The sequence below is a fragment of the Mycobacterium sp. GA-1841 genome (assembly GCF_001954135.1).
GTDB lineage: Bacteria > Actinomycetota > Actinomycetes > Mycobacteriales > Mycobacteriaceae > Mycobacterium.
In genome coordinates this window covers 1-17,277 of record NZ_MBEQ01000064.1, presented here as the reverse complement: position 1 = coordinate 17,277, position 17,277 = coordinate 1, and the positions used below count along the sequence as shown (strand labels likewise).

Below are 17,277 nucleotides of genomic sequence, written 5' to 3'. Positions count from 1 at the left end.
CCTGTAAGCACATATGACTCATCCCGAACATCCCGTTACCCCCAGCACCGGTGAGCTGGCGCTCGAAGACCGTGCCTCACTACGTCGCGTGGCCGGCCTGTCCACCGAACTCACCGACGTCACCGAGGTCGAATACCGGCAGCTGAGGCTGGAGCGGGTGGTCTTGGTCGGGGTATGGACCGAAGGCAGCGCTGCGGACGCCGACGCCAGCCTCGCCGAGTTGGCGGCACTGGCCGAGACGGCGGGCTCCGAAGTGCTCGAAGGGCTCATCCAGCGCCGCGACAAGCCGGACCCATCGACCTACATCGGCTCGGGTAAAGCCCAGGAACTGCGCGAGATCGTGCTGGCCACCGGAGCCGACACCGTCATCTGTGACGGTGAGCTCTCACCGGCCCAGCTGAACTCGCTGGAGAAAGTGGTCAAGGTCAAGGTCATCGACCGCACCGCGCTGATCTTGGACATCTTCGCCCAGCACGCCACCAGCCGCGAGGGCAAGGCGCAGGTGTCGCTGGCCCAGATGGAGTACATGCTGCCCCGGCTGCGTGGCTGGGGTGAATCGATGTCACGCCAGGCCGGTGGACGCGCCGGCGGCGCCGGCGGTGGGGTGGGCACCCGTGGTCCGGGCGAAACCAAGATCGAAACGGACCGCCGACGCATTCGTGAGCGGATGGCCAAGCTGCGCCGCGAGATTCGTGAGATGAAGAAGATCCGCGACACCCAGCGCAGCCGCCGGCTGTCCTCGGATGCCGCGTCGATCGCCATCGTCGGCTACACCAACGCCGGCAAGTCGAGCCTGCTCAACGCGCTGACCGGGGCCGGCGTCCTGGTCGAGAACGCACTGTTCGCCACCCTCGAACCCACCACGCGCCAAGGCGAATTCGACGACGGGCGGCCGTTTGTCCTGACCGACACCGTCGGTTTCGTCCGGCACCTGCCCACCCAGCTGGTCGAGGCGTTTCGCTCCACCCTGGAAGAGGTGGTCGACGCCGATCTGCTGGTCCATGTGGTGGACGGTTCCGACAGTCAACCGCTGGCACAGATCAACGCGGTCCGGCAGGTGGTCAACGAGGTCGTCGCCGAATACGACATCGCGCCACCGCCGGAGTTGTTGGTGGTCAACAAGATCGACGCCGCCACCGATGTCGGGTTGGCCTCGCTGAGGCGTGCGTTGCCCGATGCGGTGTTCGTCTCGGCCCGCACCGGTGACGGTCTGGACCGGTTGCGCGCCAAGATGAGCGAGATGATCGCCCCCACCGACGCCACCGTCGATGTGACGATCCCTTACGACCGTGGGGATCTGGTGGCGCGGGTCCACGCCGACGGCCGGGTGGACGCCACCGAGCACACCGCCGACGGCACCCGGATCAAGGCGCGAGTGCCCATGGCGCTGGCGGCCAGCCTGCGGGAATACGCCACGTTCTGAGCGCCGAGGGTCAGCGACTCGCCGGTCAGGCGGCGGACTTGGACGCCCTCTTCTGGCCTTTCTGCTTCTGGTGTTTCTCGCTGCCGGTGTTCTTCGTGGTGAGCTTGGAGCTGTCCTTCGTGGTGTCGTTCGTGCGGTCCTGCCCCAACGCCTTGCGCACGTTCTGGCCGATCGAGCTGGTGAAGTCCCGGATCGAATGCCCCTTGGCGCCCAAAATCTTCCGCGCGGACACGCGCTGCGGCTCGGTCGCACCGGGCGCCGTGGACTCATCATCCTTCGGCTCGGCGATCGAGTTCAGTCGCAGGCGTTGACCATCGGACTTGAGCGCGAGCGGTGTGGCCGCCACCGGCGCGACCGACACCTCATCGTGCTCCTTCAGCGTGGCGGTGTCGCCCGTATCGCCGGTCTGGGTCGGATCGGTCCATCCCGGCAGCGGGTCCAGGCCCGGGTTCAGCGCCGCCTTGACGCCCTCGGGAATATCGTTGACGAGATCACTGACCAGCTTGACGGGATTGACCTTGGGCAGCAGCTGGAACGGTGTCGGCTTGCTGTAATCGGTTCGGGTGTAACCGGTCTCGATCAACGTCTGCACCAGTGGTGAGACCAGGTCGACGAGCGGTATCACCACGGCCGAGGTGCCGGTCGCCGCACCGAGGTCCAGGAATGGCTGCATGAGCGGCAACGTCTTGGCCGGCAGCGTGATGTAGTACGTGTCGCTGCCGTCGACCTTCTGGCAATGCGTCGCCGCGGTGCAGTCCTCCTTGGCGTTCTCGATCGCGGCCTGCACCTGCTCGGGCGTGTACCCGTAGGGCGTCGCGGTTTCCGGGTCGTCGCCACGGGGATCTAGGTAGGTGCCGTGCACATACTCGAAACCGGCCAACGCGTTCAGCAGGGCAAGCGGATTGAGCACCCACGAGGGCGCGTCGGCGACCCCGTCGTACTGCAGCGCGATGTCGTGGGTCTCGATACCCGTGTCGGTCGGGGTCGGCCGGCCGAACGTCGCATCGAGGATGGGCAGGGTACCCAGGATCGCCAACCGCTCGAAGAGGCCACCGTCGGGCCGGTTGGGGTTCCCGATCAACACGAAGCTCAAATTCTGCTTCTGCTCGTCGGTCAGGTCGGCAAGGTTGGCTTTGACGATGCTGGCCACGGTGGCGCCTTGCGAGTAACCGAAGACGGTCACCGGATGTGCCGCGTTCGGGTTGTTGTCGCCGACGAGTTCGCTGGTCAGGCGAGTGACTCCACTGGCAACCGACACGTTCCACTTGGCGCCCTCAAGCCCGCCCCAGCCTTCGAACGGAAACGGCCAGAACTGGGCGATGTAGGGGATCGGCACCGCATCCGCGCAGCCGTCGGTGCCACAACTCCCACTCGGTTGGACGTAGTAGTCCACCGCGTTGGCCAGATAATTGTTGGAGTCCAGCGGGTTCGGGGTCCCGGTCCCGGGCACGACCAGCGGTGTCGTCGCCACCACCAAGCCCAGCGCTGCCGTGCCCGCCGGCGTCAACCCGACGGCCGCGGTCCCGGACAGGGCCACCGCCCCGACCAGCAGGGTTTTGGCAGCGGCGCGGGGTGAGAATCGCATCGGCGGAGGTCTCCTTCTGCTGACGACGCCGTCAGCGCTGAAGGGATCTTTGCACCGGCGCTCAAAAATTCATCGAGAAACGACGGAAGTGGTTGCCGTGCAACGCTTTACCGAGGGATGATGGAAGGCGGTCGGTGGGCCCGGACCGGGGGCGGGGTTCCGTCGAACTTCTCCACCTGCACCAGGACATGCGCGCCGGTGCAACCGCGTGCCAGCGCCGAGGTGCCGATATCCTCGGTGAGTACGTTAGGGTTGCCGTGCACGCACATGGCATCGGGATCGGCCGGATTCGCCGGGTCGAACCACGCCCCGGTGGCCAGCTGTACCACCGCGGGGCGCAGCCGGGCGTCGATCACCACCCCGGCCAGGCACGACCCGCGATCATTGAACACCCGCACCACGTCGCCGTCGGAGAGTCCACGCGCCGACGCGTCGGCCGGATGGATCCGGATCGGTTCGCGGCCTTGCACTTTCGAGGACTGGCTGGTGGCACCGCCGTCGAGTTGACTGTGTAAACGGCTCGCGGGTTGATTCGCCAGCAGATGCAACGGATAGGTCTTGGCACGTTCGCCGCCGAGCCACTCGGTCGGTTCGTACCACCGGGGGTGCCCGGCGCAGTCGGGATAACCGAAACCGTCGATGTCGGCCGAGAAGATCTCGATGCGTCCGCTCGGCGTGCCGAGTCGGTGCCCGATCGGGTCGGCGCGGAAATCGGCGAGCAGGGTCAACCCGGGCTCGGTGGGCAGCCGCAACTGGCCCGCGGCCCAGAACGCGTCGAACTCCGGAACCTCGAAATCCAGAACGGCAGCCCACTTCTCGTACATGTGCACCAGCCACTCACGGGCGGTGCGGCCCTCGGTGAACTGCTCGCCGAAACCCAGCCGCTCGGCCAGGGCCGAGAAGGTGGTGTAGTCGTCGCGGGAATCCGCGTACGGCGGCGCCAGCGCCCGCATGGCCACGAGCAGGGGATCGTTGCGAGACCCCGAATAGTCCTCGCGCTCGTAGGCGGTGGTCGAGGGCACCACGATGTCGGCGTGTTTGGCCATCGCTGTCCAGTACGGGTCGTGCACCACGATGGTGTCCACCCGTGCCAGGGCGCGGCGCAGCCGCGGGATGTTCTGGTGATGGTGGAACGGGTTGCCGCCGGACCAGTACACGCATTTGATTTCGGGATATCTGAGCTGCAGGCCGTTGTAGTCGAACGGCTCACCCGGGTGCAGCAACATATCGCTGACCGCCGCGACCGGGATGAACGTCTGGATCGGATTGAGCCCCTGTGGCAGGACCGGCAGGCGACACTGCAGCGGTGCCAGACCCGGCTCGTTCATCGATCCGTAGCCGTGCCCGAAACCGCCGCCCGGCAAGCCGATCTGACCCAGCATGGCGGCCAGGGTCAGACCCATCCAGGGCGCCTGCTCACCGTGACGCACCCGTTGCAGCGACCAGCTGACCGTGACCAGGCTGCGCGCGGCGGCCATCCGCCGGGCCAGCGACCGCAGCTCCTCGGCCGGCAATCCGCTGAGCGCCGATGCCCACTGCGGGGTCTTGGCGATGCCGTCGTCGCGGCCCAGGACGTACCGTTCGAACCGCGGATAGCCGGTGCAGTAGGTGTCCAGAAAATCGAGGTCGGCCAAACCCTCGGTGACCAACACGTAGGCCAGCGCCAGCATCACCGCCACATCGGTGCCCGGGATCGGCGCCAGCCACTGGCAATCGCCGTCGACATCGTCGCGCAGTGGGCTCAGCGAGACGATCTGCCCGCCGCGGGCACGGAACCGGTGTAGCGCGTCGCGCGCCGGATGGCCGGTGGTACCGCCGTGGTTGATGCCGGTGTTCTTGAGGGCAAGGCCGCCGAAGCACACCAGAAGGTCGGTGTGTTCGGCGATGACGTCCCACGCGGTGGAGCGTTTGAACAGGTCGTCATGGGTGCCGACCACCCGAGGCATGATCACGCCGGTCGCGCCCAAGCTGTAGGAATGACGCGAGGACGTGTAACCGCCGAGCATCTTCAGAAAGCGGTGCACCTGGCTCTGGGCGTGGTGGAAGCGGCCGGCGCTGGCCCAGCCGTACGAGCCGCCGTAGATGGCTTCGTTGCCGTAGGTGTCCACGACGCGGCGCAGTTCGTCGGCCAGAACCTCGGTCAACTCGTCCCAGGACAGGGCGACGTATTCGTCGGCGCCGCGTTCGGTGCTGGGCCCCGGGCCGTCGCGCAGCCAGCCGCGTCGCACGGCGGGACCGGCGATGCGGGAGCGGTGCCGGATCGAACCCGGCAGATTTCCCAAAAGTGGCGAGGGATTGGCGTCACCGGCCATCGGCGTGACCCTGGCGATGTCGCCCGCGTCGACAGCGGCGGTGAAAGCGCCCCAGTGCGCAAGGCTGGTGGTGGACCGGGGCATGGCCAGAGTTTACGGGCGACTCTGGCAGGCCCCGAGCGGCCCAACCATCCAGTTGGTATAGGTTGGCCACAACCACGTAACCGGTACCGGAGGTATCACCCCATGGGCAGTGTTGTGAAGTACGACCGTACGTTGTTCGAGCCCGAGCACGAGCTGTTCCGCGAGTCGTACCGGGCTTTCTTGGAACGCCACGTCGCGCCGTTCCACGACCAGTGGGAAAAAGACAAAATCGTCGACCGCGGGGTCTGGCTCGAGGCCGGCAAGCAGGGCTTTCTCGGCATGGCGGTGCCCGAGGAGTACGGCGGCGGTGGTAATGCCGACTTCCGCTACAACACGATCGTCTGCGAAGAGACCGTGGCAGGCCGGTACAGCGGCATCGGCTTCAGCCTGCACAACGATGTCGTCGCGCCGTATCTGCTCCGGCTCGCCAACGACGAGCAGAAGCAGCGCTGGCTACCCAAGTTCTGCACGGGCGAATTGATCACGGCGATCGCAATGACCGAACCCGGTACCGGCAGCGACCTGCAGGGCATCAAGACCCGGGCCGTCCGCGATGGCGATCACTACGTGCTCAACGGCTCGAAGACGTTCATCACCAACGGCATCCACTCCGATCTGGTGATCGTCGTAGCTCAGACCGACCCCGAGAAGGGTGCGCTGGGCTTCTCTCTGCTCGTCGTCGAGCGGGGCATGGAGGGCTTCGAACGGGGCCGGCACCTGGACAAGATCGGACTGGACGCCCAGGACACCGCCGAGTTGTCGTTCACCGACGTCAAGGTGCCCGTCGAGAACCTGCTCGGCGAGGAAGGCCAGGGTTTCGTCTACCTGATGCAGAACCTGCCGCAGGAGCGCATCTCGATCGCCATCATGGCCGCCGCGGCGATGGAGTCGGTGCTGGAGCAGACCGTGCAGTACACCAAGGAGCGCAAGGCGTTCGGCAAGCCCATCGGCAGCTTCCAGAACAGCCGGTTCCTGCTCGCCGAGTTGGCCACCGAGGCCACCGTGGTCCGGATGATGGTCGACGAGTTCCTCCGGTTGCATCTCGACGAGAAGCTCACCGTGGAACAGGCCGCGATGGCCAAGTGGTACTCCACCGAGAAGCAGGTCGACCTCATCGACCGCTGCCTGCAGCTGCACGGCGGTTACGGCTATATGCGTGAGTACCCGGTCGCCCGGGCTTACCTCGATGCGCGGGTGCAGACGATTTACGGCGGCACCACCGAGATCATGAAGGAGATCATCGGACGCAGTCTGGGCGTCTGAAAACCCACGTTCGGCCCCGCCGGAAGCCCAAACCGCCCGATTTTGGACCATTTGACCCAGATATTGCGGCTTTTTTGGCCGAGCTCGGCCACGTCCCTTGGTTATCGTCACGTGCTGAAGCAGAGTTGTCGGGCGGGACATTTCCAAGAAAACTTTGCCGAACGAGCGGGGAGGGCGCATGACTAGGCCGGGAGCAAGGCTGAACGCGGCCGTATGGCGGTTGGCGGTCGGCCTGCTCGCATTCGTAGTCGCTGGTTTGATGCTGCCCGCGGTGGCCTCGGCCACCCCGGAGTCGGATGCCGACGCCGCGATCACCGCCGCCTGGGAGGCCAGCGGCGGCGATGGCGGCCCGCTCGGGCCACGCCAGGGCGACGTGTCTGCGGCGGGTTCGGGCTTCGCGCAAAACTTCTCCGGGGGCAAGATGTTCTTCACCCCGGCGACCGGCGCGCACTTCATGCAGGGCGCGATCCTGGAGAAGTACGAGTCTCTGGGCGGCCCGGCCGACAGTGACCTGGGATTTCCGACCATCGACGAGGGACCCGGACGGGCTCCGGACAGCCGCAACTCGACATTCAGCGCACCCGACAATCCGGTGATCTTCTGGACGCCGGGTACCGGCGCCCACGTGGTGCGCGGTGCGGTCAATGCCGCGTGGGACAAGCTCGGTGGCTCGGCCGGGGTGCTGGGCGTTCCTGCCGAGGATGAGTCTTTCGACGGGGATGTGAACTCGCAGAAGTTCACCGGCGGGGCGATTTCCTGGAACCGCAAGACCAAGGCGTTCACCACCACGCCGCCCGAGCTGGCGGATCAACTCGCTGGTCTGGACGTGCCGTCGGATCCGGCCTCGGCGATCGCCATGGCGCGCCGGGCGGCCGGTGGCGCGATGGGACCGCTGGGTGCCAAGGACGGTGACCAGTACCCGATCGGCGACAGCGGGGTGGGCCAGAACTTCGCCGGCGGCAAGATCTTCTACAGCCCCGCCACCGGCGCCAACGCCATCACCGGTCAGCTTCTGGAGAAGTACGAGAGCGTCGGCGGCCCCGAGGGTGATCTGGGCTTCCCGACGGCCAGCGAGGCAGAAGGCGGTCTGGGGCCGAACAGCCGGATCAGCACCTTCGCCGCTGCCGACAATCCGGTGATCTTCTGGACCCCCGACTACGGTGCGGTGATCGTCCGGGGCGCGATGAAGGCAGCCTGGGACAAGCTCGGGGGAGCCAAGGGTGAGCTCGGCGCCCCGATGGCCGACCAGACCGAGGACGGCACCGTCATCACGCAGCGATTCAGCGGGGGAGCCATCTCCTGGGATCGTTCCGCCAACAAGTTCACCACCGAACCCGCCAACCTCGCCGCCGAGTTGAGTGGGCTGCAGGTGCCCGGCATCGAACAGCCGGCCGGGGCCCCGCCCGCGGCGGCTGCGGATTCCGACAAGCCGTTCAGTTGGCACTGGAGCTGGTGGTGGCTGATCGCCGTGGTTCCGGTTCTGCTGCTCGCCGCGCTGATTGTCGGGGCGGCGCTGTGGCACCGGCGACGCGCCGGTGGCGACGACGAGTTCGACCATGATCCCTTCGATGACGAGTACGACGACGATCACGGCGGGTCGCCGTACGACGAGGATCGTTATGGCGAAGGGCGCTACGAGTCGCACGGATACGACCACGACGATTTCCGGGACGACTACCGGGACGAGCCGGACGCCGCCTATGGCGGTGAGGCCGCGACGGCAAGATTCAGCGGGCCGGTGGACGAATCGACGGGTCCCGCGACGTCTCCCTACGACGGTCCCACCGATATCGCGATGCCGGTCAGTCAATGGGCGGCACCGCAGTCGTCGCCCGGATACGGCGCCCCGGATGACGAAGAGGAACCGCCGGAGGACTCTTCGCAACTGGCAAGTCCGGAACAGGGTTTCGACGACTACCGCGACGGTGACGATTTCGACGACGACTTCGAAGGTGATGATTTCGAAGACGACGACCTCGACGATGAGGATCTCGACGACGAGGATCTCGACCACCGGGATCTGGACCACCGGGATCTCGGGCGCCAGGGTCTCGAGCACGAGGACCTCGACACGCCCATCGACGCGGAATTCGAGGAAGTCGCCGAAGGCGACGCCGACGACGATGTCGAGGCTGAACTCGAGGACGAGGACCTCGTCGACACCGGCGCATTCGCCGGCCCGACCGACGGCCCGCGTGCCCCGGTCGGCTTCCCGATTCCTGGGGATTTCGGATTGTCCGGTGATCAGGACAATGTGGATACTGCGCCGACCCGGGTGATCACCCATGCCGAGGCCTACGGCGGTGAGGCTCACAGCGGGCGTCACGCTGCCATCGAACTCGACGAGGTGCCGGCAGTGACGGCGATCCACCTGCCGTTGGATGATCCCAACCGCGCCCCTGAGGGCTATCCGATCAAGGCGGACACCAAGTCTGGCCAGTACTGGTCACCTGACAGCAGCGAGTACGACGATGCGGTGGCCGAGATCTGGTTCGCCAGCGAGGAGTTCGCTCGCACGAACGGATTCGTGCGAGCGGACTGAGCTCAGATCTTGCGGATCACGGTGACGACCTTGCCGAGCACGGCCGCGTCGTTGCCCGGGATCGGGTCGTATGCCGGGTTGTGGGGCATCAGCCAGACCTGACCGCGGGTCCGCTTGAACGTCTTGACGGTGGCCTCGCCGTCGATCATGGCGGCCACGATGTCGCCGTTGTCGGCCACGCTCTGCTGGCGAACCACCACCCAGTCGCCGTCGCAGATCGCCGCGTCGACCATCGAGTCGCCGACGACCTTCAGCAAGAACAGCGAGCCCTCACCGACGAGTTCGCGGGGGAGCGGGAAGACGTCTTCGACCGCCTGCTCGGCCAAGATGGGTCCGCCCGCGGCAATGCGCCCGAGCACCGGGACGAACGTCGGTTCGGGTAGCGCATCCGAGCCGGCCACGTCGGTGGAGACGAGCGGGGTGGCCGCCGGATCATCGGCGGCGCGAACGTCGACCGCTCGGGGGCGGTTGGGGTCGCGGCGCAGGTAGCCCTTGCGTTCGAGGGTGCGCAGTTGATGCGCGACCGAGGACGTCGAGGTGAGACCTACCGCGTCTCCGATCTCGCGGATGCTGGGCGGATAGCCACGACTGGTCACCGAGGCGCGGATGACGTCGAGGATGGTCCGTTGCCGGTCGGTGAGGCCGGTGTCGGCGGCGCGGCGTGGACTCGCGCCCTCGGAGCCCGCCGGGGTTTCGGTGCTGCCGTCCCTGCTGAGGTCGTCGCTCATGAGGGCGAATCTAGTCCTTGTTCGAACATTAATCAAACATGTGTTCGACGCGTGTCGCGGGGGCCGCTGCCCGACCGCGGCGGACGGCGCGATCGGGAGCCTGCAATGCCTCGCGGCCCGAAAACGTGTCGGTGGTCCGTCATATCGTTTGGCAACAGTTCGATCACACGTTCTATTCATCGAACATGTGAGCGACTATATTCGAACACAAGAGCGAAAGTTGTCACTCGAAAGGCAGACAGATGGCGATCATCGATATCCCCGCCGAAAGCCGTTCCCGCGCTGTTCGTGCTGCTGGGGCCCCGTCCCATCCGCAGCTGTCCCGCGGCCGTGCCCAGTTCGGTGCCGCGGCGCCCCGACCATTGCGCCGGGTCCAGCGTCCGGCGCCGTCTCGGCCGGCCGCGGGCGCGGTCCACTACCGGGGCACCGGTGTCCTGATGTCGCGTGCCTCGCACCGCAGCCGTCCGATCACACCGGTCACCACGGTGCTGTTGGCGCTGGTGGCCGCCGGTATCACGGTCTGGCTGGGCCTGGTGGCACAACTCGGTGGGGTGAGGGGCGACGAAGCTCCGGCCGCGGCCGAACTGGCGGTAGTCCAGGTCAAAACCGGCGAGACACTGCAGCAGGTGGCTCGGCGAGTAGCCCCGGACGCTCCGGTATCGCGCGTGGTCGAGCAGATTCGCGATCTGAACCAGCTCGAATCGTCGGCGGTCGACGCCGGGCAGACCCTGCTCGCCCCGGTTGGTTGAGCAGCGGGATGTCCGCTGAATCATCCTGGCAGGCAGCCACACTGGCCCGCCCCGGCGTGATCACCTACACGCCACTGGACCCGGCGGTGAACCTGCCGAGGGCAGCGCGGGTACGCTCAAGGGCGCTCGAACTAGTTGTCCGGCAGCATGACGAAGGAGCGGTAATGCATTGTCCGTTCTGCCGTCATCCCGACTCGCGTGTGGTCGATTCCCGCGAGACGGACGAAGGCCAGGCGATTCGGCGGCGACGGTCCTGCCCAGAGTGCGGCCGTCGATTCACCACCGTCGAGACGGCGGTGCTGGCGGTGGTCAAGCGCAGTGGGGTGACCGAGCCGTTCAGCCGTGAGAAGGTCATCCGCGGCGTACGCCGATCCTGCCAGGGCCGACAGGTCGACGATGACGCGCTCAACGTGCTGGCGCAGAAGGTCGAGGACGCGGTGCGTGGCCTCGGCACCCCCGAGATTCCCAGCCACGAGGTCGGATTGGCGATCCTGGGCCCGTTGCGCGAACTCGACGAGGTTGCCTATTTGCGATTCGCCTCGGTGTACCGCTCGTTCTCGTCAGCCGAAGACTTCGAACGTGAGATCGAGGCGCTGCGGGCTCACCGCGCCGAGGCGTAATTCAGGACAGTCAGCCCACTTGCGTGGTGCCGTCGTTGACAACCCGTCCGGCCACACGGACCCAGCCCTCCGCGCTCCATCGGGTTTCGATCACCGAACCCTTGCCCTGGATGATCGTCAGGTCGCGGCTGAGATAGTCGGTCATGCGCACCGCGGCTGAACCCGTGGCCTCGTCTTCGGCAATGCCCAGGTGCGCGGCGAACATCCGCGACCGCAGTACGCCTCGATCCCGATCCAGCCAGGTCCACAGATAGTTCTCGACGTCGTCGGCGTAGTCGTCGGCTCTGGCGGCGAAGAGCTCGTCGGTGGAGGTCAGGTCATGGATGGCGAATTCCGGTGCCCACTCCGAACGCGCACTGACCGCGGCCAACTCGCCGTCGTAAGCGACCTGAACGATCCCTGCGGGCACCTGCAGGGTGTTGACGGGCCGCCCGAGTTCACGCAGCCACCAGGAGGCCCCCACGGTGGGGTGGCCGGCGAACGGCATCTCGGCGACAGGTGTGAAGATGCGTGCCTGCGCAGAGTTCGCGCCCGGCTGTGGCAGATCGACGAATACGGTTTCGCTGTAACCCAATTCGGTGGCGATGCGCTGACGGTCGGTCGGCGCGACGGTGCTGTTGTCGATCACACCGAGCGGATTGCCGTGCTTGCCTTCGGAGTCGGTGAACACCCGCAACACGGTGACGTCGATGGCCATAGCCCCGATGCTACGTGGCCGCGCTCGTGGTCTGGGTGGACCGTGGTGGCGTCACCGGCGGACCGCCACGCCACCCTCATCAGGTCGCGCTGCGCTCGTCGGTGCCCATGGCGTCGAGCACGGCAACCTGCGTGTCGAACGGCCCGCTGATCACCGATTCGCTCAATCCCGCGCGCAGCAGATGACGCAACCGATCCTGGTCGTAGACCGAGGGTTCGGTGGAATCGATGAAGCGCTCGACCACCTCGACGAAGCGGTCAGGGTCGTCGTGGAACGGAAAATGCCCGGACCCAGCGAAGATCTCCAACCGAGAACCGGGCATTGCGGCGTGTGCCATCTCGGCGTGGCTGACGGGGATGACCGAATCGCACTCACCCCAGATCAATTGGACCGGAACCGATTCGGTCAGGTAACAGCGGTCCAGCATGGTGACCACCTGCCCTCGCCAATCCACTACGGCGCGCAGGGTCCGGGCGAATGCCGACGAGGCCGTCGGCTCGGGCAGATCGGCCAGGATGCGCAACATGTCGGGGATGTCGCGGCCCAGCCCGGTGGAACCCAGCAACGACCCAGCCGCGCGGCCCACCAGTTGCAAGGTGGGGAGTACCAGCGGCAGGCGCAGCAGGGCCAGGGCTTCAGTGCCCATGGGCAGTGACGCGACCCGCAACGCCGCATTCACATCCTTGGTCACCCCGCCGGCACCCACCAGGATGAGCCGGTCCACCAACTGCGGGAACTGATACGCGAACTGCATGGCGACACCACCGCCCAGCGAGTGGCCGACGACGGTCACCCGGTCGATGTCGAGCACGCTGAGCAGATCGCGCATGCCGTTGGCATAGGCGGCCACCGAGTAATCCGCCCGCGGCTTGTCTGAGCTGCCGTGGCCGAGCAGGTCCGGCGCGATCACCGTGAATCGCTGCGCCAGCGTCGACTGCACCGAATGCCAGGTGGTGGAGTTGTCACCGATGCCGTGGATCAAGAGGATGGCCGGTCCGGAGCCGGCCACCCGGAACGCCCGCCGGTAGCCGTGGATCGTGCGGTATTCGAGCGTCGGGGTGAGCTCGCGAACGGGCCGCAGATTCGGTTTGCGCTCGGTCATGCTGGTCAACCTCGCTCTCGGCCCGCGCGCGGGCGCCTAGGAGTGGGTGTCGCCGTTCGGGAATCCCTCGCCGAAGCCGTCTCGTCCGTCCTTGTATTTGTCCTCTTTGTGCTTGTCGGCCTCTTGGGCGAGAAAGCGTTCGAACTCCGCTCCGAGTTCGTCGCCACTGGGCAGGTCCTCGTCATGCGCGAGCAGAGACCGATTCTCCTGTGCGGCAACGAACGCATCGTACTGGCGCTCCAACCCCGTCACCACTTGAGCGACTTCGGCGCTGGCCTCTACCTGCTCGTTGATTTTGCCGTACACCTCGGCGCCGGCCTCGGACAGTTTCTCCAACGGCAGCTGTAGCGAACCGGTGCGCGCGACCTCGGCGAGCAGCGCCTCGGCGGCCGGCGGGTAGGCGGTCTGCGCCAGGTAGTGCGGCACGTGCACGGTGTACCCCACCACCTCGTGGCCGTGCTGAGCCATCCGATACTCGAGCAGATTGGAAACACTCGCCGGAACCTGGATTTCGCCGACCCACGGGGTGTGATCCGTGATCAGTTCCTTGTTGTTGGCATGCGCGGTCAGCATGACCGGGCGCGTGTGCGGCACTGCCATCGGAATCGTGCCCAGCCCGATCACCTGCCGCACCCCCAGCTGCTCGGCCAGAAGCCGGACCGCGGTGATGAAGCGCTCCCAGCGCAGGTCCGGCTCCAGGCCGGCCAACAACAGAAACGGTGTACCGAGCCCGTCGTGGAGCGCGTACAGGTTCAGCTCGGGTTCGTCATAGCTGGTGAAGTGGTCGGTCTTGAAGGTCATCAATGGCCGGCGCGACCGGTAGTCGAGCAGCTCGTCGATGGCAAAAGACGCCACGAGTTCGGTGTCGAGGGTGTCCTTGAGGTGTTCGGCGGCGAGCCGGATCGCGTGCCCGGCGTCGGAGAAACCCTCCAGGGCGTGGATGAGCACCGGCCCGCGGCCGTCCGATGCCGACAGCTGCGGCGCCGGGAACTCAAGCTCGTACATGCCGCTCTGATCGGGCTGGTAGTGCTGGTCGGGGGTGTCGGTGCTGTCGGTCATCTCGCTCGTCTCCTCACTGCGGTAACACGCTGTGGCGGGCTACCACCGTGCCATCCAGTGTCTCGCATACCCACGTGGCGGGTTCGATCCGCCCCATTTGTGCGTCCGAACGCCCGCGGTGGTGTGCGGCATTCCGACGGACATCCCCACAATCAGGCAAGATTGCGATGATGCGCACGACCTCGATGGCAAAGCTCACAGTCGCCGCGGCCGTGCTGGCCGTGGGAGTCGCGGCTTGTGGCGTGCCGGGCGGCCGGACGGTCGGTGCCGAGTCCACGGGCCCGACGGCGGCGCCGAGCCGTCCACCGGCCGCGGCGGATCCGTTGTCACACGCCGGAGCCGAGGCGGTGACGCCGGATCGGCGGGTGGGAGCGCTGTTCCTCGGCGACACCACGATGCACACCTGCAGCGGCGCGGTGCTGGACAGCACCACCGGCGATCTCGTCCTCACCGCCGCGCACTGCCTGCTCGACGGTGTCGACACCACGTTCGTACCCGGTTTCGGCGAGGGCGGAGGTGACACGTGGCACGTCAGCACGGTCTATCTCGACCCACGCTGGACCGACGGGCAGGACCCGCAGGCCGACTACGCCATCGTGCGGGTGACCGGCGGTTCCGGCTCCAGCCTGCTGGCGGACGCCGGTGGCGGGCTGACGTTGGGTTCGGCGCCGGAGGCAGGCAGCGCCGTCACGGTGACCGGTTACCCGATGGGTGAGGGTGGCAGCCCGCTGGCTTGTCGCGGCGCGACCGAGTGGTCGCCGCAGGGATTTCCGGCATTGGCCTGTATCGGACTCACCGACGGATTCAGCGGCGCGCCGTGGGTTTCCGGGTCGACGGTGACGGGACTGGTCGGCGGGCTCGACGGCGGTGGATGTGACGACGACGTGTCCTATTCACCGCGATTCGACGGGCGGATCGCGGCTCTGCTGGCCAGGGCCGAAGCCGGCGGAGACGGCGATTCCGCGCCCGCGGCGTTCGATTCGGACTGCTAGTTTCGGAAGCGGCTGAGCGCACGCAGGTTATCCCCAGCGCAGCATTCATCCCCAGCCACCCCGCCGAGGCCCCGCGGTGTCGCGGTGGATGACGGTCGCGGTTGACACCGTCGGTCCATGACAACACCACCGTCCACCCCGCAATTCGACTATCACCTCAGCAAGCCGGGAGCGCTGATCGCCGCCCTCCCCCCGGTTCTGGGCTTCGTGCCGCAGCAGAGCCTCGTCGTCGTCACCGTCAGCCGCGGTGAGTTGGGTTGCGTCATGCGCGCCGATCTGAGCACCGACATGACCGAAATGGCCGAGCGCATCGAGCATCTGGCCGAACTGGCGGACGCGGCAGGAGCGGACGCGGTGATCGCGGTCATCGTGGACGCCGGCTGTGAAAACAGCGCGGACTGCCAGAGCTGTGATGACCGCTACCGCGATCAGGCATTGATGTTGGACCAGGACCTGGCCGCCGTAGGCATCGACCTCTACGCCGCGCACGTCGTGGACCGGGTGGCCGCAGGTGGACGCTGGCGCTGCGCCGACGGCTGCGGTGAGGCGGGATACGTCGATGATCCGGGTGCCTCACCGCTGGCGGCCGCCGCGGTGCTGGACGGCCGGCGGCTCTACGCCAGCCGCGAGGAACTGCTGCAGGTGATCCAGCCGGATCCGGTCGCGGCGGCATCGATGCAGCGGTCGTTGGCGTTCGCCACACAACGGCCGGGGTGCCCGGACTCCCGTCCCGATGCCGATGTGCGTGGCGATGTGGAGGCCGTGATGGCTGCGGCCCTGCAGGTGGCCGAGGGGCAGACGCCGGCACATGCCGAGTTGGCGCAATTGGCGCTCGGTCTGGCCGATCCCAGGGTCCGGGACACGCTCTACGCGTTGGCAGTCGGGGAATGCGCCGAGCAAGCCGAAGCTTTGTGGGGATTGCTGGCTCGCACTCTGCCCGAACCGTGGCGCGTGGAAGCGCTTGTTCTTCTCGCCTTTTCGGCGTATGCCCGCGGTGACGGCCCATTGGCCGGGGTGTCGTTGGACGCTGCCCTACAGGCCCGACCGACCCATCGGATGGCCGGAATGCTCGATACCGCCTTGCAGTCGGGGATGCGACCCGAACGAATCCGGGATCTCGCCATCACCGGGTATCGGATGGCCGAGCAACTCGGCGTGCAGTTACCGCCGCGCCGGACGTGGCGCCGGCGGGCGGGCTGAAGGAATCAGACCTTCTCGACGCGGACCGCGTGTGCCATGTGGTGGGGCAGTTCCACCTGCTGATGCCCGGGGATCACGATCATCACGCCGCCGTGGTCGTTGGCCTCCACGGTGACCCTGGCATTGGGCACCACGCCGGCATCCTTGAGCCGGCCGATGAGCTCGGTGTCACCCTGAACGTGCTCGGTGAGTTGGCGCACCACCACGGCCACCGGCAACCCGACCGGGAGCTCGGTGAGCCGGACGAGGCTGACATCGTCGATCCCGATCGTGCCGACACCCAGATCGGCGAGGCCGGGGATGGGGTTGCCGAACGGTGAGGTGGTCGGATTGTCGAGCACCTGAACCAGCCGACGCTCCACGTCCTCACTCATCACGTGTTCCCAGCGGCAGGCCTCGGCGTGGACGTCCTCCCACGGCAATCCGATCACATCGACCAACAACCGTTCGGCGAGCCGGTGCTTACGCATCACGGCGACAGCGAGGGCACGACCCTTGTCGGTCAGCTCCAGGTGCCGGTCGCCCGCGACGTGCAGCAGGCCGTCGCGTTCCATCCGCGACACCGTCTGGCTGACCGTCGGCCCGCTCTGGTCGAGCCGTTCGGCAATACGCGCACGCAGCGGCACCACGCCCTCTTCCTCGAGGTCGTAGATAGTCCGCAGGTACATCTCGGTGGTGTCGACCAGATCGTTCATGCGCGCCTTCCCAGCCCAAACGTCAACCGACAGTCTACCGTTCTCGGCGGTCGATCTGCGGTGCATCACCGGGGCGTCGAGGCGCCGGTCCTGCCCGGCGAAACGCCAGGACACGCCCGAAAAGCGACGTGCCCCGGCGGTAACCCCCCGGGGGCGGGCGGGGGGGGGGGGGCGGGGGGTGGCGGGGGGGGGGGGACCGCGCGCGGCCGGGGGGAGCGTGGGCGGG

At 67.1% G+C, this 17,277-nt stretch carries 14 protein-coding genes; 7 read left to right on the top strand and 7 right to left on the bottom strand.

Going from position 1 to position 17,277, the window contains the following annotated elements:
- Positions 1–13: 13 nt before the first annotated feature.
- On the top strand, positions 14–1,423 hold the full coding sequence (gene hflX / locus A5740_RS14820) for a GTPase HflX (protein WP_076195217.1): 1,410 nt from the start codon (positions 14–16) through the stop codon (positions 1,421–1,423).
- 25 nt (positions 1,424–1,448) lie between these two features.
- Here the strand turns inward: hflX and A5740_RS14815 are convergent, their stop codons facing one another.
- Both A5740_RS14815 and A5740_RS14810 read right to left on the bottom strand, forming a co-directional pair.
- Complete coding sequence (locus A5740_RS14815; protein ID WP_076195215.1) at positions 1,449–3,008, bottom strand: PE-PPE domain-containing protein; 1,560 nt, start codon at positions 3,006–3,008, stop codon at positions 1,449–1,451.
- A 107-nt stretch (positions 3,009–3,115) separates the two neighbouring features.
- Positions 3,116–5,404 carry a molybdopterin-dependent oxidoreductase gene (locus tag A5740_RS14810; protein ID WP_076195213.1) on the bottom strand — a complete coding sequence of 763 codons (2,289 nt, stop codon included), beginning with the start codon at positions 5,402–5,404 and terminating at the stop codon, positions 3,116–3,118.
- A 102-nt stretch (positions 5,405–5,506) separates the two neighbouring features.
- On the opposite strand from A5740_RS14810, the gene A5740_RS14805 reads away from it, so the two are divergent.
- Together A5740_RS14805 and A5740_RS14800 are read left to right on the top strand one after the other, a co-directional pair.
- On the top strand, positions 5,507–6,667 hold the full coding sequence (locus A5740_RS14805; RefSeq protein ID WP_076195211.1) for an acyl-CoA dehydrogenase family protein: 1,161 nt from the start codon (positions 5,507–5,509) through the stop codon (positions 6,665–6,667).
- Positions 6,668–6,845: 178 nt separating this feature from the next.
- A complete protein-coding gene (locus A5740_RS14800; protein ID WP_076195210.1) occupies positions 6,846–9,209 on the top strand; it encodes an LGFP repeat-containing protein in 2,364 nt (787 codons plus the stop codon).
- Between the two features lie 2 nt (positions 9,210–9,211).
- Here A5740_RS14800 and lexA read toward each other — a convergent pair whose 3' ends face one another.
- Complete coding sequence (gene lexA, locus A5740_RS14795; protein ID WP_076195208.1) at positions 9,212–9,937, bottom strand: transcriptional repressor LexA; 726 nt, start codon at positions 9,935–9,937, stop codon at positions 9,212–9,214.
- A 242-nt stretch (positions 9,938–10,179) separates the two neighbouring features.
- On the opposite strand from lexA, the gene A5740_RS14790 reads away from it, so the two are divergent.
- On the top strand, positions 10,180–10,686 hold the full coding sequence (locus A5740_RS14790) for a LysM peptidoglycan-binding domain-containing protein (RefSeq protein ID WP_139335141.1): 507 nt from the start codon (positions 10,180–10,182) through the stop codon (positions 10,684–10,686).
- 164 nt (positions 10,687–10,850) lie between these two features.
- Entirely contained in the window at positions 10,851–11,306 is a 456-nt protein-coding gene (gene nrdR, locus A5740_RS14785) for a transcriptional regulator NrdR (protein WP_019348288.1), read from the top strand.
- A gap of 10 nt (positions 11,307–11,316) precedes the next feature.
- On the opposite strand, the gene A5740_RS14780 is transcribed toward nrdR, so the two are convergent.
- The 3 genes from A5740_RS14780 to A5740_RS14770 all read right to left on the bottom strand — a co-directional run bounded on the left by A5740_RS14780 (position 11,317) and on the right by A5740_RS14770 (position 14,164).
- Positions 11,317–12,003: a PhzF family phenazine biosynthesis protein gene (locus tag A5740_RS14780; RefSeq protein WP_076195207.1), complete on the bottom strand. Its 687-nt coding sequence runs from the start codon at positions 12,001–12,003 to the stop codon at positions 11,317–11,319.
- A 79-nt stretch (positions 12,004–12,082) separates the two neighbouring features.
- Entirely contained in the window at positions 12,083–13,105 is a 1,023-nt protein-coding gene (locus A5740_RS14775; protein ID WP_076195205.1) for an alpha/beta fold hydrolase, read from the bottom strand.
- A 36-nt stretch (positions 13,106–13,141) separates the two neighbouring features.
- The gene (locus tag A5740_RS14770) at positions 13,142–14,164 is read right to left on the bottom strand and encodes a proteasome assembly chaperone family protein (protein ID WP_076195204.1); all 1,023 of its coding nucleotides are present in this window, start codon (positions 14,162–14,164) and stop codon (positions 13,142–13,144) included.
- A 170-nt stretch (positions 14,165–14,334) separates the two neighbouring features.
- Here A5740_RS14770 and A5740_RS14765 point away from each other — a divergent pair, with 170 nt between their 5' ends.
- Positions 14,335–15,156, top strand: coding sequence for a serine protease (locus A5740_RS14765; RefSeq protein WP_076195289.1), 822 nt, complete (start codon positions 14,335–14,337; stop codon positions 15,154–15,156).
- 117 nt (positions 15,157–15,273) lie between these two features.
- On the top strand, positions 15,274–16,356 hold the full coding sequence (locus A5740_RS14760) for a DUF4192 domain-containing protein (RefSeq protein ID WP_076195202.1): 1,083 nt from the start codon (positions 15,274–15,276) through the stop codon (positions 16,354–16,356).
- Between the two features lie 5 nt (positions 16,357–16,361).
- Here the strand turns inward: A5740_RS14760 and A5740_RS14755 are convergent, their stop codons facing one another.
- Positions 16,362–17,051, bottom strand: a complete 690-nt coding sequence (locus tag A5740_RS14755) for a metal-dependent transcriptional regulator (protein ID WP_076195201.1) — start codon at positions 17,049–17,051, stop codon at positions 16,362–16,364.
- Between the last annotated feature and the right edge of the window lie 226 nt (positions 17,052–17,277).

Coding starts and splice junctions, on each gene's coding strand:
- hflX (WP_076195217.1), top strand. CDS start 14: ATGACTCATCCCGAACATCCCGTTACCCCCAGCACCGGTGAGCTGGCG.
- A5740_RS14815 (WP_076195215.1), bottom strand. CDS start 3,008: ATGCGATTCTCACCCCGCGCCGCTGCCAAAACCCTGCTGGTCGGGGCG.
- A5740_RS14810 (WP_076195213.1), bottom strand. CDS start 5,404: ATGCCCCGGTCCACCACCAGCCTTGCGCACTGGGGCGCTTTCACCGCC.
- A5740_RS14805 (WP_076195211.1), top strand. CDS start 5,507: ATGGGCAGTGTTGTGAAGTACGACCGTACGTTGTTCGAGCCCGAGCAC.
- A5740_RS14800 (WP_076195210.1), top strand. CDS start 6,846: ATGACTAGGCCGGGAGCAAGGCTGAACGCGGCCGTATGGCGGTTGGCG.
- lexA (WP_076195208.1), bottom strand. CDS start 9,937: ATGAGCGACGACCTCAGCAGGGACGGCAGCACCGAAACCCCGGCGGGC.
- A5740_RS14790 (WP_139335141.1), top strand. CDS start 10,180: ATGGCGATCATCGATATCCCCGCCGAAAGCCGTTCCCGCGCTGTTCGT.
- nrdR (WP_019348288.1), top strand. CDS start 10,851: ATGCATTGTCCGTTCTGCCGTCATCCCGACTCGCGTGTGGTCGATTCC.
- A5740_RS14780 (WP_076195207.1), bottom strand. CDS start 12,003: ATGGCCATCGACGTCACCGTGTTGCGGGTGTTCACCGACTCCGAAGGC.
- A5740_RS14775 (WP_076195205.1), bottom strand. CDS start 13,105: ATGACCGAGCGCAAACCGAATCTGCGGCCCGTTCGCGAGCTCACCCCG.
- A5740_RS14770 (WP_076195204.1), bottom strand. CDS start 14,164: ATGACCGACAGCACCGACACCCCCGACCAGCACTACCAGCCCGATCAG.
- A5740_RS14765 (WP_076195289.1), top strand. CDS start 14,335: ATGCGCACGACCTCGATGGCAAAGCTCACAGTCGCCGCGGCCGTGCTG.
- A5740_RS14760 (WP_076195202.1), top strand. CDS start 15,274: ATGACAACACCACCGTCCACCCCGCAATTCGACTATCACCTCAGCAAG.
- A5740_RS14755 (WP_076195201.1), bottom strand. CDS start 17,051: ATGAACGATCTGGTCGACACCACCGAGATGTACCTGCGGACTATCTAC.